Source organism: Mycolicibacterium pallens, from assembly GCF_019456675.1.
GTDB lineage: Bacteria > Actinomycetota > Actinomycetes > Mycobacteriales > Mycobacteriaceae > Mycobacterium > Mycobacterium crocinum.
On the sequence record NZ_CP080333.1, the window covers coordinates 4,818,502 to 4,832,373 of the forward strand.

At 66.9% G+C, this 13,872-nt stretch carries 14 protein-coding genes and 1 pseudogene; 4 read left to right on the forward strand and 11 right to left on the reverse strand.

Translation table 11 applies throughout. The features are described 5' to 3' along the window. Positions 1-2: 2 nt before the first annotated feature. Positions 3-500 (forward strand): annotated as a pseudogene (locus K0O64_RS23385) (HNH endonuclease signature motif containing protein); the annotation flags it as partial. Here K0O64_RS23385 and K0O64_RS23390 read toward each other — a convergent pair. Together K0O64_RS23390 and pat are read right to left on the reverse strand one after the other, a co-directional pair. Then, positions 497-1,318: a shikimate 5-dehydrogenase gene (locus tag K0O64_RS23390; protein WP_096312154.1), complete on the reverse strand. Its 822-nt coding sequence runs from the start codon at positions 1,316-1,318 to the stop codon at positions 497-499. The pseudogene K0O64_RS23385 and the gene K0O64_RS23390 sit on opposite strands and share 4 nt — an antisense overlap. 1 nt (position 1,319) lies before the next feature. Further along, a complete protein-coding gene (gene pat / locus K0O64_RS23395) occupies positions 1,320-2,366 on the reverse strand; it encodes an acetyltransferase Pat (protein ID WP_083542856.1) in 1,047 nt (348 codons plus the stop codon). A gap of 130 nt (positions 2,367-2,496) precedes the next feature. Between pat and K0O64_RS23400 the strand changes: the two genes are divergently transcribed. After that, the gene (locus K0O64_RS23400; protein WP_083542855.1) at positions 2,497-4,023 is read left to right on the forward strand and encodes a cellulase family glycosylhydrolase; all 1,527 of its coding nucleotides are present in this window, start codon (positions 2,497-2,499) and stop codon (positions 4,021-4,023) included. Position 4,024: 1 nt separating this feature from the next. On the opposite strand, the gene K0O64_RS23405 is transcribed toward K0O64_RS23400, so the two are convergent. From K0O64_RS23405 to K0O64_RS23430, 6 genes are all read right to left on the reverse strand, one after another. Further along, on the reverse strand, positions 4,025-4,879 hold the full coding sequence (locus tag K0O64_RS23405; RefSeq protein WP_071949438.1) for an SDR family NAD(P)-dependent oxidoreductase: 855 nt from the start codon (positions 4,877-4,879) through the stop codon (positions 4,025-4,027). Between the two features lie 19 nt (positions 4,880-4,898). Continuing rightward, the gene (locus K0O64_RS23410; protein WP_220045783.1) at positions 4,899-5,915 is read right to left on the reverse strand and encodes an NAD(P)/FAD-dependent oxidoreductase; all 1,017 of its coding nucleotides are present in this window, start codon (positions 5,913-5,915) and stop codon (positions 4,899-4,901) included. Then, positions 5,912-6,421, reverse strand: coding sequence for an isoprenylcysteine carboxyl methyltransferase family protein (locus K0O64_RS23415; RefSeq protein WP_071949436.1), 510 nt, complete (start codon positions 6,419-6,421; stop codon positions 5,912-5,914). Before K0O64_RS23415 ends, K0O64_RS23410 begins: the two co-directional genes overlap by 4 nt. Then, positions 6,421-7,479 carry a type III polyketide synthase gene (locus K0O64_RS23420; RefSeq protein WP_071950345.1) on the reverse strand — a complete coding sequence of 353 codons (1,059 nt, stop codon included), beginning with the start codon at positions 7,477-7,479 and terminating at the stop codon, positions 6,421-6,423. The genes K0O64_RS23415 and K0O64_RS23420 overlap by 1 nt, the downstream gene beginning before the upstream one ends. Positions 7,480-7,555: 76 nt before the next feature. Next, positions 7,556-9,793 carry an MMPL family transporter gene (locus tag K0O64_RS23425; RefSeq protein WP_083542854.1) on the reverse strand — a complete coding sequence of 746 codons (2,238 nt, stop codon included), beginning with the start codon at positions 9,791-9,793 and terminating at the stop codon, positions 7,556-7,558. Positions 9,794-9,810: 17 nt separating this feature from the next. After that, entirely contained in the window at positions 9,811-10,587 is a 777-nt protein-coding gene (locus K0O64_RS23430) for a methyltransferase family protein (protein WP_164520128.1), read from the reverse strand. Between the two features lie 116 nt (positions 10,588-10,703). Here K0O64_RS23430 and K0O64_RS23435 point away from each other — a divergent pair, with 116 nt between their 5' ends. Beyond that, a complete protein-coding gene (locus tag K0O64_RS23435) occupies positions 10,704-11,456 on the forward strand; it encodes an O-methyltransferase (protein WP_071949434.1) in 753 nt (250 codons plus the stop codon). 47 nt (positions 11,457-11,503) lie between these two features. On the opposite strand, the gene K0O64_RS23440 is transcribed toward K0O64_RS23435, so the two are convergent. Both K0O64_RS23440 and K0O64_RS23445 read right to left on the reverse strand, forming a co-directional pair. Next, positions 11,504-12,715: a histidine phosphatase family protein gene (locus K0O64_RS23440; protein ID WP_083542993.1), complete on the reverse strand. Its 1,212-nt coding sequence runs from the start codon at positions 12,713-12,715 to the stop codon at positions 11,504-11,506. Positions 12,716-12,816: 101 nt separating this feature from the next. Then, a complete protein-coding gene (locus K0O64_RS23445; protein WP_164519990.1) occupies positions 12,817-12,966 on the reverse strand; it encodes a hypothetical protein in 150 nt (49 codons plus the stop codon). On the opposite strand from K0O64_RS23445, the gene K0O64_RS23450 reads away from it, so the two are divergent. Then, positions 12,902-13,432: a hypothetical protein gene (locus K0O64_RS23450; RefSeq protein ID WP_071950343.1), complete on the forward strand. Its 531-nt coding sequence runs from the start codon at positions 12,902-12,904 to the stop codon at positions 13,430-13,432. The genes K0O64_RS23445 and K0O64_RS23450 overlap by 65 nt on opposite strands. On the opposite strand, the gene K0O64_RS23455 is transcribed toward K0O64_RS23450, so the two are convergent. After that, the gene (locus K0O64_RS23455) at positions 13,429-13,851 is read right to left on the reverse strand and encodes a MarR family winged helix-turn-helix transcriptional regulator (RefSeq protein WP_071949432.1); all 423 of its coding nucleotides are present in this window, start codon (positions 13,849-13,851) and stop codon (positions 13,429-13,431) included. The two genes, K0O64_RS23450 and K0O64_RS23455, sit on opposite strands and share 4 nt — an antisense overlap. Positions 13,852-13,872 lie beyond the last annotated feature (21 nt).

Consider the following 13,872-nt stretch of genomic DNA (forward strand, 5'->3'; position numbering starts at 1 on the left):
CCCACAACGGGTTACCCGTCACCGTGATCGCCTCAGCCACAATCCAGGACCTGCAGGCCAAGACCGGGCACGCGGTCACCGCCACCGGCACCCTTCTGCCCATTCCGGACCTCATCCGGATGGCCAGCCACGCCTATCATTACCTCGCCCTGTTCGATGGCGTGAACGGGCAGGCGTTGTGGTTGGGCCGCACCAAACGCATCGCCACCGCCGATCAGCGAATCATGCTGCACAACAAGGAACGCGGCTGCACCCGGCCCGGCTGTGATGCACCGGGATATCTCACCGAGGTCCACCACGTCGACGAATGGGCCGAGGGTGGCCTGACCAACATCGACAAACTCACCCTGGCCTGCCGCGCCGACCACCGACTCCTCGACCAGGGCTGGAAAACCCGCAAACTCGCCAACGGCGACACCGAATGGATACCACCACCGCAACTCCCACTGGCCGCGGGCACCAACACCTATCACCACCCGGAACGACTACTGGGCGGCTAGGCCCGCGAGTACGCCGACGCTTCGGCAACCTGTTCCGGTGTGGGCCGGACCCCGGTGTAGCGCTCGAATTGTTCGGCCGCCTGCAGAGCGATCACCTCGGCACCGGTGATGACCTGCTTGCCCGCCGCGCGCGCCGCGACGATCAGCGGCGTCTCCGATGGCACGGCAACGACATCGAAAACCGTTCGCGCAGCAGCGATCACATCGTCGGCGTAGGCAGGCTCGTGCTCCTCGGGACCGTCGGCCATCCCGATCGGCGTCACGTTGACGATCACCGGTGCGCGCAGGTCGCCCACCTCGCTGCGCCAGTCATAACCCAGCCGCTGGGCCAGCTCCGGTCCGCTGTCGGAATTCCTGGCAACGATCGTACCGTCCTGAAATCCGCTGTCCCGGAATGCCGTTCCCACTGCACTCGCCATCCCGCCACTGCCGCGAATCAGCACAGCCGCGTCCGGGTCGAGCCCGTGCTCGGTGATCAGTCGCTGCACCGCGGTGTAATCGGTGTTGGCCGCGGTGAGCACACCATCGTCATTGACGATCGTGTTGACCGCGTTGATCGCCCGCGCGGAATCCTCCACCTGATCGACCAGCGCCAGCACATCCTGTTTGAACGGCATCGACACCGAACACCCACGAATCCCCAACGCCCGCACCCCGCCGATCGCGCCCGCGATATCGGTGGTGGTGAACGCCTTGTAGATGAAGTCCAGGCCCAGCTGCTCGTAGAGATAGTTGTGGAACCGGGTGCCGATGTTGCTGGGCCGGGCCGCCAGCGAGATGCACAATCGGGTGTCCTTGTTCAGCGCGGGTTTGACCATGTCAACCGATCGCCCGCAGCACCTGGCGTGCCATATCCCGTATTTCGGCGGCCAGTTCCGAATCGATCTGCACCCCATTGTCTTTCGGCACATCGAAGACGGTCGTCACCACGCCGGGCTCCTCACGCTCCCAGTGCGCACCGAATCGGTCGAGGATCGTGCGCATCGGCAGGTTGTCGCCGAGCACCCGCGCTGAGAATCGCTTCACTCCCCCGACCTGCGCGGCGATGATCAATGCATCCATCAGGAAGTTACCGATGCCGCGGCCCTGGTACGCGTCGCCGACGATGAACGCGATCTCGGCGACCGACTGATCGGCAACATCCCGGACGAAACGCACGTCGGCAACCACCGGTCCGTCGGGGCCGTCGACGAGGACCCACACGAAATGGTCGACGTAGTCGACCTGGAACAGGTAATTCATCAGCGCCATGCTCGGCGCCCGCATCGACATGAACCGCCGGTAAAGCGTCTCGGTGGAGAACTCGACCGGCCCGTTCGAGGTGCGCGCGCTGTCACCGGGCAACACCGGACGCAGCATCAGCTCGGTGCCGTCCTTGAGGACCACCGGGATCGGAGTGACGAACGCGGCCAGCCGTTGCCGGGCCGTGCGGACCAGCCGCTCACTGATCCCCGGGAGCTCAGCCATCGTCTCGAACGCCGCGTGGTCGCCGATGTAGCCGGTGAGCGGCTCGGTGGTGGTGACGGTCGCCGTGCGCGGCTTGTCACGCAAGAGCGCGATCTCGCCGACGATCACACCGGCGGAAACCGAGTCCAGAACGACCTCGCCGTCATCGCCGACATGGCGCACTTCAGCCCGACCAGAACCGATGAGCAGGAACGACACCGCCTGCTCACCCTGACGCATCAAAACGCGGCCGGCCGGCGCCTGCAGCGGCCGCAACCGCTCGGCCAGCGGACGCAGCAGCTCAGGGCGGCACCCCTCGAACACGTCCATCTGCGCCAGTCCCTCGGCGCGCACGGTGATCAGCTCTGGTGCCGCCCCCAGTGCCGACGCCAGGCCGCGTTCGCCACCCTCCGCCGTCATGCGAACTCCATAACCATCGACTTCGAGGCTACCGATGGGCCGCAGCCAGGCGGCAGGATTCGGCACACCCGCTGCGTGAGGCCGCGCTATTGTTTGCTGACACAGGACGCAAACGTCGGGGGAGCTGCGTATGCCTGATCAATCCCGCCGCTTCTGGGCGGCCAGACGAGCCGTGACGACGATGACCGCGGCGGCGCTCATCGCGGGCACGCTGACACCGGCCCCCACCGCGTCGGCCAGCTCCCCGACATCGCACGGGCCGATCCGCCTGCCGGTCGTGCTGCTGGCCGCCATCGACGAGGCACCGACCACCCTGGGCATCGCCGACTCCAACCTCTACACCCTCTCTGAAGCGGATCTGAACAAGACCCTCGACGCACTTCAATCCCTCGGGGTCAAGGATGTCCGGATTGCGGTGCCGTGGATCTTTGTGCAGCCCACCAGCTCTGGAAGCTATGACTGGTCCAAACTGGACATGGTGGTCAACGCCGCCGCCGAGCGTGACATGGGTGTGCTCGGGGTGATCAGCGCCACCCCCGCCTGGGCCGGCTTCCCGCTCAACGGCCACCCCAACCCCGCTACCTATGCGGCGTTCGCGTCGGCGGTCGCCACCCGCTACCAAGGCAAGATCTCGGCGTACGAGATTTGGAACGAGCCGAACGGCGTGACGTTCTGGTCACCGGTCAGCGCGAAGGCCTACACCGAGCTGCTCAAGGCGGCCTACCCCGCGATCAAGGCGGCCGACCCGAAAGCGACGGTCATCGGCGGTGTGCTCGGTGCGGTGGGCAACATTCCGGGAGTGTCGACCAGTGCGGTCACATTCGTCACGCAGATGTATGCCGATGGCGCACATGGTTTCTTCGATGCGCTGTCCTTCCATCCGTACCACTACGTGACGCCGTTCTCGAAGGGAACCGAGCCTGGCGAACCCATCGAACAAGTTGCGGCGATCCGCGCACTGATGGCAGCCAACGGCGACGCCGCTCTCAAACTCTGGGCCACCGAATACGGATTGCCCACCAGCGCGGTGTCCCAGGCCCAACAAGCCGCCTATATCCACGATTTCGTCGTCGCATGGCAGCAGGTGTCCGGCGCCGGACCGATGTTCATCTACACCACGCGCGACACCGCAACGGGCGCCTTCGACGACGAGGCGAACTTCGGCATCTTCAAGACCAACTGGACCCCGAAACTGGCGGCCGACACCGTCCGGGCGTTGATCGCCGACCTGGCCGATGGCACCGCTGAACCGTTCGACGTGACGCCCTATATGCCGGCCAACCCGTTTCTTCAGGCCGTTCAGGTATTCATCCGCCAACTCATCAATCAGGCGCTCATGGTGCCGAAATTCGTTGTGCAGCTGATGAGTAGCGCCATCAACGCGGTGGTGAAGACGATCGCCGGAGCGCTGGGCCTCCCGGTGGCCGCCCGCACCGCCAACGCCGTGGCCACAGCACGATCTGCTCCGGCACGTACCGTCGACCCACCGACCCCGCGCCGGGCGGTGGCGACCAGCAAGCGACAGCCGGTGGCCACCACCCCCACCGTGTCAGCACCGGGTTCGCAACGCCGCGCCACAGCCGCCCACCAGCGCAGTCAACGAACACCGGCCGGTGCGACCAGCGGCCAGAGCTCGACGGGGCACTCCGCGCGCTGAACTACAGGTGCTTGGACCGGTTGACGAAGCGGCCGGCGCGCGGTGAAAACAGCCATCCGCCACCGGCTTTCGTCCCGCCGTCGACCGGGATATTGTGGCCGGTGACGAAGCCTGACAGCTCCGACGCCAGAAACAGCGCCACCCGCGCTTGATCCTCCGGCCATCCGACGCGGCCGACCGGCGCCCACGACTGCCACAGCTGCTCGACGTCCTCATAGCCGGTGAGATAGTCCACCTGCGGCGTCTGCGTCAGATCGGTGCCGATGCCGTTGACCCGGATGCCGTGGCGGCCCAGGTCGACCGCAAGGCACGTAGTGAAGTGTGCGACAGCGGCTTTCATCGCCCCATACACCGGATCGCGCGGGAAGCCACGCATGCCTTCGACCGAGTGGACATTGACGATGCTGCCACTGCCTGCCTCGATCATGGCCCCGACGAACGCGCGGGTGACGGCGAAGACATGCCTGAGGTTGATGTCGTACATCCGTTGCCAGGTCTGCGGTGTCGACTCCTCGAAGCCCACCAGCGGCCGGTAATCCCCCACGTTGTTGACCACGACGTCCACCCGGCCGTGCTCGCCCAATACCGCGTCGGCTAGGCGCGCGACGTCGTCGTCAACCGTCACGTCGACGACGTGGCTGCGGATCACCCCGCCCGCCGCGGCCACGGCACGGCTGATCTGTTCGGCGCGCGCCGGGTCGATCTCGGCGACCTCCACGGCGGCGCCGTGCGCGGCGAACAGCGCCGAGATCGCGCCGCCGATACCGTCGCCGCCGCCGGTCACCACCGCAACGCGGCCCTCCAGCAGGCGATTCCAGTCCGCGATCTCCCCGACGTCGCGCGGGCTGTTGCTCATAGCGGCGCAGCCTACGCCGTCAGTACGCCAGCAGGTTCACAATCTTGCCGAACACGCTCGGCAGCGCGGCCGCCGCCGGCACCACCGCTGACCGGGTGGGACCGTACTCGACCGCGTGCAGTAGGCCGGCCGTCAACAGCCGGTAGCGCCGCGACATCCGCCGCCACTGCCGGTCGTAGTCACCGGGCCGGTCGGCCAGAACACAATTCACCAACAGCTCGGCGGCGCCGAAGGCGATGCCGAGACCTTCGCCGGTCAACGCGTCGACGTATCCGGCGGCATCGCCCACCAGCAGCACGCGGCCGGCCCGGCGCCCGGACACCCGCTGCCGCAGCGGGCCCGCGGCCCGTTCCGGCCCGTGCGGTTGGCCGGCCACACGCTCGCTGAGCGCACCGAATTCGGCCAGCCGGCTGTCGAACGAGCCCTGCCGCGCGGTCAGGATCGCGATGCCCACGCAGTCGTCGGCGACCGGGGTGACATACGCTTCGGCGCCGTCACCCCAGTACACCTCCACCCGGTCGCTCCACGGCGCGGTGTGAACGTGGCGTCGCAGCCCCCACCGCCGCGGCCCGCGGGTGGGCCGCGCCAGTCCGAGCGACCGCCGGATCGGCGAGTGCAGGCCGTCGGCGGCGGCCAGGTAGCGGGCGCGAAAGTCCCCACACTGCACCGAGTTCGAGTCCTGCATGATCGGGCCGACGTGGGCGTTGACCACCTCGACCCCCGCCGCGCCGACAGCATCCATCAACGCACTATGCAGCGCGGTGCGCCGCACACCCATCCCCGCCGCGGCCCGGAACGGAGCATCCACCCGCCGTGCGGAGTCGAGGTAGGTGATGCCACGAAACGGCTGGCCGGGCAGGGATATTCCAAGTTTTTCCAGCTGCGCAACGGTATAGGGCATCAGCCCCTCGCCGCAGGCCTTGTCGATCGGTGCACCGCGTCGTTCGACGACGGTCACGCTCAGCCCGGCACGCGCGGCGTGCAACGCGGTGACCAGACCGGCCGGCCCGCCGCCCGCGACCAGGAGATCGATCACGACAGGCTTGCCAGCGCAGCGTTTTCGGTGCGGATGCGGGTGCGCAGCAGCGCCGCGTTGAGCACGGTGAAGACCAGTGCGGTGATCCAGCCGGTGTGCACCAGCGGCAGGGCAATGCCCTCCGCAACGACCGCCACGTAGTTGGGGTGGCTGAAGAACCGGTACGGCCCGCCGACAATGCGGGGGGCGCCGGGGATGACGACCACCCGGGTGTTCCACTGCCGGCCGAGGGTGGTGATGCACCACCACCGCAGGCCTTGCGCCGCAACAACTATCGCGAGCATCGGCCAGCCGAGGGCGGGCAGGAACGGCCGGTGCAGGCCGATCACCTCGACCAGTGCACCGGCGAGGAAGCCGGTGTGCAGCACCACCATGAACGGGTAGTGGTTCGCCCCGAATTCGACACCGCCCTGCGTCCGGCTCCAGGCGAGATTGCGCTTCGCGACGACGAGTTCGGCCAGGCGCTCGAGCCCCACCGCCGCGACCAGCAGCACATACCAGGTCATCAGTGCCAGCGCAGCAGCACCAGTTCCGAGCAGAACCCGGGACCCATGGCCATCATCACGCTGGGGCCGGCTGCCGGACGCTTGGCGATGGTGTCGCGCAAGACGTGCAGTACCGACGACGAGGAGATGTTGCCGATGTCGGCCAGCGAACGCCAGGTGAGTTCGAGTGCCGAATCTGGCAGGTCGAGGCTGTTGACGATCGCCTCGATGATCTTCGGGCCGCCGGGATGGCAGACCCACGTGCCGATGTCGTCGATGGTGAGGCGGTGTGCGCCAAGGAATTCCCCGACGTCGTCAGGCAGGTAACGCTCGATCACATCGGGCAGATCGGCGGACAGCACGAGCTCAAGACCGTCTGGTCCGACGTCCCAGCCCATGGTGCGCAACGAGTCCGGGTAGAGATGGCTGCGCGAATCGATCACGTCCGGTCCGCTGGCGTTGATCTTCTGCGCCCGCCGCTCACCGACCGCGACGACGGCGGCGGCTCCGTCGGCGAACAGCGCGCTGCCGACCAGTCCGGGCAACGTCGGCTTGTTCGCCGTGTAGGTCATCGAGCACAGCTCGACGGACACCAGCACCGCGACACCGTCGGGATCACCGCGCAGATAGTCGTGCAGCCGGGCGATACCGGCGGCACCGGCCACGCACCCCAGGCCGAACATCGGCACCCGACGCACATCGGGCCGCATTCCCAGCCGCCCGGCTATCCGCGCCTCGATGGACGGGGCCGCGACACCCGTCACGGTTGTCGACACGATCAGATCGACGTCCTCCGGCCGCAGCCCGGCTTCCTCGAGGGCACCGGCGACGGCGGCCGAACCGAGCTCGACGGCGTTTTCGATGAAGAGGTCGTTGGCCTCGCCGAAGTCTTTCAGCGCAGGGTATTGGTCCAGTGGCAGGACGAAGTGACGATTATCGACTTTGGCACTGCGATGCAGCTTGCGAAGGATCTCTTCATACTCGCCATAGCCGCCGATGGTGAGAAACGCTTCGGTGACCTCTGCCTGGCTGTACCGGTGCGACGGCAACTCTCCGCGCACACCGGCGATGACACTGATCGGACGCATGTCATTGACACGATGACCGTCCGGTGCGGGTTCACCAGTGTTTGCCCGCGGACCGTTGTTCGACACGTCACCCAGTATGCCTCGCCGGGCCTCCTTCGCGAATCCCCACCCGTTGGTGCATCCAGGCCAGCGGCTTCGGAGCCCACCAGTTCCATCGGCCCATGACGTGCATGAACGCCGGTACCAGCACCAGACGGACCAGGGTGGCATCGGCCAGGACGGCGAGGGCCAAGCCCAAACCGAACATCCGCATGAACGACACATGTGCCGCGGTCAGGGCCGCGAACGAGATAGCCATGATCAGCGCCGCGGCGGTGATGACACGGCCGGTATGAGCCACCCCGAGAGCAACGCTCTCGTCGTTGTCCGCGACGCCGCCCTGCGGTGATGCCAGCCAGAACTCGCGGATCCGGGACACCAGGAACACCTCGTAGTCCATGGATAGACCGAACGCGATGCAGAACAGCAGGACCGGAATGTTTGCCACCAGCGTGCCGGTCGAGGTGGTGCCGAGGGCGCCGAGATGGCCGTCCTGGAAGATCCACACCATCGCGCCGAACGCCGCCGTCAGCGACAGCACGTTGAGTACCAGTGCCTTCAGCGGCAGCACCACGCTGCCGGTCAGCAGGAACAGCAGCACGAGCATGATCACCGCGATCAGGCCCAGGACGGCCGGGAGCCGCGAGGTGATGGCATCGACGCTGTCCCGGTTGGTCTGCGCCGTACCGGCGAACTCGACCGTCCGGTTGCCCGGCGTGCTCACCTGATGCAGGCGGTTGAGCTGATCCTCCGACCGGTCCGAGAACAGCGGCGCGGTGCTCTCGACCGTGAGCAGCGCGGTGCCCGACGCCACGCCGGTTGCCGCCGTGGGCGGCCCGACGAGGTTGCCGCCGACGAACGCGCCCATCGGCGCCGAGACCGACGGCACGTCGGGAACCCGCGACAAGTCCGCGGCATATCGGGCGATCTGTGGGTCGGACAACCCGGCGGCATCCGGAATCACGACGGGGATCGCGGTTTCGGAGTTGTTGGTGAACTCACTGCGCAGCAGGTCGCCCACCTGATGAGCCGATGCAGAGGTGGGCAGCACGCGGTCGTCGGGGAACCCGGGGCGAACACCGAGGAACGGCGCGCCGAGGATGACCAACACCACGACTCCGGCCAACCCGATCGGCACTGCCCGCTTCATCACGAATTTCGTTGAGCGATACCAGAATTGCTGTTCGATCGGCCGCTTGGCGGGTTCGGCCCGGCCCAGCGTGCGGCGGAGCAGGCGGCGCACGTCCAGCGAGTCGAGCCGATCGCCGAACAGCCTGATCGCGGCAGGGGTGATCACGATCGCGGCCAGTGCGGCGAACGCGACGGTGGCCACGCCGGCGTAGGCGAACGACTTCAGGAAGTGCATCGGGAACAGCACCATCGCGCCCATCGACAGCGCGACGGTGGTGCCGGAGAACAGCACGGTGCGGCCCGCCGACTCCATGGTGCGCATCAACGCGGTCTCGCGGTCGGCACCTTCGGCCAGTTCATCGCGATACCGGCTGATCATCAGCAGGGTGTAGTCGATCGCGAGTGCCAGACCCATCGCGGTCGTGAGGTTCAGCGCAAAGATCGAGACATCGGTGAAGAACGTGGTCACCCGCAGCACGGCAAGCGCGCCGAGGATGGCCATCAGGCCGACGGCCACCGGCAGCGCAGCGGCGAACACACCGCCGAAGACCCACACCAGCACCAGAAAGCTGAGCGGAATCGCGATCGATTCCATGAGCAGCAGATCGTGCTGGGACTGCTGGGTGACCTGCAGGTTGACCATCGCCACGCCGCCGGTGCGCACGGCGATGCCGTCACGATCGCGGCTGACCTGTTCGGACAGATCCTTGGCGTAGGTCTGCTGGTTGGCCTCGCTGCCGGTGATACCGACGGTGATCAGGCCCGACTTCTGATCGCGGCTGACCATTGCCGCCGCCGCCTGCGGCGGCGACGTCCACGCCGACGTGATGCCGGTGACGTGACCGGACCGTTTCAGCTGGTCGATGACGTCGAGCGCGGCCGTGCGCGACGCGGGGCTGTCATAGCGATCGCTGGCGGTCACGACGACCAGCAGCTGCACATCGCCCTGGTCGAACTTGTCGGTGAGCAGCTGCGTCGCGCGCGACGACTGCGAGTTCGGATCAGCGAAACCGCTCGGAGAAAGGCTCTTCGCCACCGGTACGCCGAAGATGCCGATCGCCACCATGACGAGGATCGCTATGGCGACCACCTGACGGGGCGCTGCAATGGCTAGCCGGGCGATCGCTCGCAGCAATGGTTCGTCCTTCGGTGTCAGCCCTGCCTTCTGCTGATACGTACACGACCAGCAGTAGGTTCACAACGCTTCCCCGAACGGCTTCGTGGCCTACGAGGCCACGGTAACCAATACGGCACACTTCGCGCATAGTTGTCCCACCCGGCGCCGAAGACGCGTCGGAAGCGGGCTTCCTTGAATAGCGGGCCTACCAGGCAATATGCGGTGAAGACGAGGGCGAGAGCCAACTGATCGGGAGTCCAGGTCGGCACCGTCCAGACCGTCAGGGTGAAGGCGACGTAGATCGGCTGCCGCGTCAGCCGGAACAGACCCGTCGTCGGCATCTTCGGAAAGACCAGCTTGCGGCCACGCAGCAAGGCCACCCAGCCCAGGCTGCCGGTCTGCAACGAGAGGCCGGCGTCGAGCATCGACTTTCCCAGCAGCACCCAGGCCGACGCGTAGAGCGCGATCATCACGACCAGCGCCGAGCCGTGGGCCTGCCACCAAATCGTCCCGGTCGGCGTCCACAGCGCAAACAGGGCAATCAGCTGGAGCGAGCCGACGATGACGTAGGTGGTCGGGGCCAGCGTGGCGCCGGTGCCACGCGGAGCCAGCCGGCCCAGCATGGCGCGGCCCCGCCCAGTGAGCAGCAACGAGTGGACGACCGGGAATTGGATCAGCAACGCGACGTTGGCGACCCAACTCCACGGGGCAGGCACCCTGCCGAACGAACGGCTCATCCCGAAGAACATCGCGGTGATCATCGCGCCGACGGCAACCGCGAACAGCGCATGACAAACGAAGCCGTAGCTCACGGCCAGAACTGTCCGGCCGCCGCCGTTTCGGGCGACGGGCGTTGGCGATGTTGGCCGCACTCACACCTCTCGCAAGCCTTTCACGGGCACCCGCGACCACAACGTAGCGTGGGTCCATGAATCTTCGCCAGCATTTGCCGCTGCTGCGATGGTCGGTGCTGCGCACCGGTATCGGGATCCGCAACTTCAACAGGACGGGTCAGGTCGGCGACGGCCGCGAGACGGCCGCGGCAGATTACGTGGAGGCCAACGCCCGCCGCGGCGACATCGACAGCGTGCTGGCCACGATCGACGAGTACGCCTACGCCAAGTCGTTTCTGGTCAACATCGGCGACGAGAAGGGCAGGCTGCTCGACGCCGCGGTGCGCCGCGCCGATCCCCGGCTGGCTCTGGAACTGGGGACCTACTGCGGTTACGGCGCGCTGCGGATCGCCCGCGCCGCACCGTCGGCGCGGGTGATCTCCGTGGAGCTGTCATCGGCGAATGCTGAAGTGGCGCGGCGGATCTGGGCGCATGCCGGCGTCGCCGAACGAATCACGTGCGTGGTCGGGACCATCGGCGACGGCGGACGCACGCTCGACCTTCTGCGTGACGAATACGATTTCGCCTCGGGCACAGTGGACTTCCTGTTCATCGACCACGACAAGAACGCCTACCTGGCGGATCTGCTCAGCATCATCGGACGCGGCTGGCTACGCCGCGGCGCGGTCGTCGTCGCCGACAACGTGGGCTTCCCCGGTTCTCCGAAGTACCGTGCCTACATGCGCGAGCAGCAGGGCAAGGCGTGGCAGACGGTGGAGCACCGCACCCATATGGAGTACCAGAAACTGGTACCGGACCTGGTGGTCGAATCGCAGTATCTCGGCTGACACGAATCGATCCCCTCCGCACCGGCGGAGGGGGTCGAAATCGTATGTCAGGCAGCCGCTTTGTGCGCCCGGCCGCTGGAGCCGGTTCCCTTCTTGGCGCTTGCGTCGGCCTTGCCGGCGCTCGCGCCCTGGCCCGACTTGGCGGCCTTCGATGAACGGCTGGACCCGGCGTTGATCTTGGTCGGCTCGGCCTTGTTGCCGTCGGTCACATCGGCGGTGCCGGTGGAGACCGTTTCGGTGGTCACCGCCGCGGCCGGCGACTTCACCTTGGCGGCAAGCGGAGTGACGACGGGAGCCGATCCGCCGGGCAGTGCCCCGCGGATCGCCTGGGCGATATCGGTGACCGAGTCCTTGACGAAGTCGACACCGGCCTTCGCGACAGTGACCACGCCGTCGCGGATGGCGGCCACGATCTTGGTGAGGTCGCGCGTCTTGACGGCCTGCACGACGTTGTAGATCGCGGTCTGCGGCGCCACGATCAGGTTGCGGGCGTTGACGAACAACTGGCCGCCCAGCGACGGAGTCTGGCTGACCTCGAGCCCATCCCAGCTCTGCAGCATCCAGCCGTCCTCTGGGTTACCGGTGACGACCACGACGGCGGTGTTACCGAGCGGATGCGACAACATGAGCATGATGTCGGGATTGTCGACGTTCATCATCGTCCAGACCATGATCGTCGCGCCGTGCGAGAAGATGACCGGATCGGTGTCACCGTTTGCGATCACGTCGGCGATCGCGCCGTTGACGCGCGCTTCAAACTCGTTGCCGTTCTCGCCCAACGGAATCGGCAGTGAGCGCAACCCGAGGGTCCAGGCCACCGGAATGAGGAAGTAGCCGATGCGGCCGAGACCGCTGTCGATCGGCGAACCCTCGAAGATGCCTGCGCTGATCTCCCGGAAGCCACCCTCCTCGATGGGCGTGAGGCCGGTATCCGTCGCCAGCGGGGCTGCGGTCTGGTGGGTGCGAATCATGTCGGAGACGTAAATGCTGTCGTAGCCGCCGTCCTTCAGCACAGCCGCGATGGCTGCGGCCTGCGCCTCGCCGACAGCAGTGAGCTCCGGCCCGGGCACCTTGGTGTCGATACCGGCGCCGGCCACGTTGCCGTAGGACTCGCCGTGACGCACCCAGGTCAAGGTCATCGAGTCGGCGGCCCAGGCGGGCAGCGCCGACATCAGGAACAGCGCGACGGCCGAGACGACGGTCGCCAGTGCTCTCAGTGCGCGGCGCGGCAAGGGCCGAACGCCTGCGTGATCTCGCATTCCGAACTCCATCTGCAGCCCCCGTCGTAGTAGCGCCAGACCCTAGTGACTGTGCGCTCGGTCACAGTACACAATTGCAAATCTGTCTACAAACACCCTGGCTAGGGTCTCGGCAAACTAACGATCTCGTGGATTTCCGGTATCGGCGCTCGCCCCTCCGAGTAGCAGATGGTGTCGTGGAAGGCGATGTCTTCTTCTGCGATCCGCGCCGCCGGTGTTGCGGCGGCCGCGGCCTGTTCCGTGTTGCTCATGACTGCCCTGCCCCACGCCGGCGCCGCCCCTGCCTTCGATTCCAACGGCTACGTCGACTCGACCGCCCGTTGCTCGGGTGCCGCGGTCCTCTTCGGCAGCACCGACAGTTCTCGGGTGGCGATCTGCAAGACATCCGGCGGGTACGAGTACCGGGGCGTGCGAGTGCGCGATGGCGCCAAGCTGGTTCTGTCGGCGTCGAGTTCCGGCGACGGGTCCTACACCGCGGTGAACGATGGCATCAGCTACACGGTGAGTTCGAGCTCACTGACGGTCAGTTCGGGCGGAAGCGCGATTCGCAAGGAGTCGTGGCTGGACTTCCACGGCCCGCAAACCTCGACTTCGACAACGACCGGCACCTCGTCGTCACCGACGACGTCGTCCACACCCATCAGCACCACACCCACGTCGACGACACCCTTGCCGCCGCCGTTGCCTGCCGAGGTGGGCGGCGGCGGCCACCACTAACCCTGCAGGGCCGCGGTGAGGCGACGCACGGCACGGCGGGCGGACCTGACCGCCTCAACCCCAGCAGCCTGAGCCAGTCGCGTGTTTTCCACGGCGGCGCGTTTATTGATGCGGGCCAGCACACCGCGGCCGTCGTCCGTCAGGCTCACCAGCGGGGATGTTCGATGGTCGGGATTGGCCACCAGTTCGGCGAGTCCGTCGTCGACGAGTTCGTTCGCGACCCGCTGAACCGCCTGCCTTGTCACGCCGAGGCGGCGAGCCGCCTGCGGAACCGTGAGCGCGTCGCCGGAGATCACGCTGAGAAATTGCCATCGCGCCTGCGTCTGCCCTTCGCGGGCCGCGATCGCCTCCCCTGAACGCCGCAATAGACCGGCGAGCTCGTACACGTCAGCGACGAGAAGAGCCATTTCGTCGGCCATCCAGCCTCCCCACAATTGACA

Excerpts from the sequence above, each read along its gene's own strand:
- K0O64_RS23390 (WP_096312154.1), bottom strand. The coding sequence starts at position 1,318 with ATGGTCAAACCCGCGCTGAACAAGGACACCCGATTGTGCATCTCGCTG.
- pat (WP_083542856.1), bottom strand. The coding sequence starts at position 2,366 with ATGACGGCGGAGGGTGGCGAACGCGGCCTGGCGTCGGCACTGGGGGCG.
- K0O64_RS23400 (WP_083542855.1), top strand. The coding sequence starts at position 2,497 with ATGCCTGATCAATCCCGCCGCTTCTGGGCGGCCAGACGAGCCGTGACG.
- K0O64_RS23405 (WP_071949438.1), bottom strand. The coding sequence starts at position 4,879 with ATGAGCAACAGCCCGCGCGACGTCGGGGAGATCGCGGACTGGAATCGC.
- K0O64_RS23415 (WP_071949436.1), bottom strand. The coding sequence starts at position 6,421 with ATGACCTGGTATGTGCTGCTGGTCGCGGCGGTGGGGCTCGAGCGCCTG.
- K0O64_RS23435 (WP_071949434.1), top strand. The coding sequence starts at position 10,704 with ATGAATCTTCGCCAGCATTTGCCGCTGCTGCGATGGTCGGTGCTGCGC.
- K0O64_RS23440 (WP_083542993.1), bottom strand. The coding sequence starts at position 12,715 with ATGCGAGATCACGCAGGCGTTCGGCCCTTGCCGCGCCGCGCACTGAGA.
- K0O64_RS23450 (WP_071950343.1), top strand. The coding sequence starts at position 12,902 with ATGTCTTCTTCTGCGATCCGCGCCGCCGGTGTTGCGGCGGCCGCGGCC.
- K0O64_RS23445 (WP_164519990.1), bottom strand. The coding sequence starts at position 12,966 with ATGAGCAACACGGAACAGGCCGCGGCCGCCGCAACACCGGCGGCGCGG.
- K0O64_RS23455 (WP_071949432.1), bottom strand. The coding sequence starts at position 13,851 with ATGGCCGACGAAATGGCTCTTCTCGTCGCTGACGTGTACGAGCTCGCC.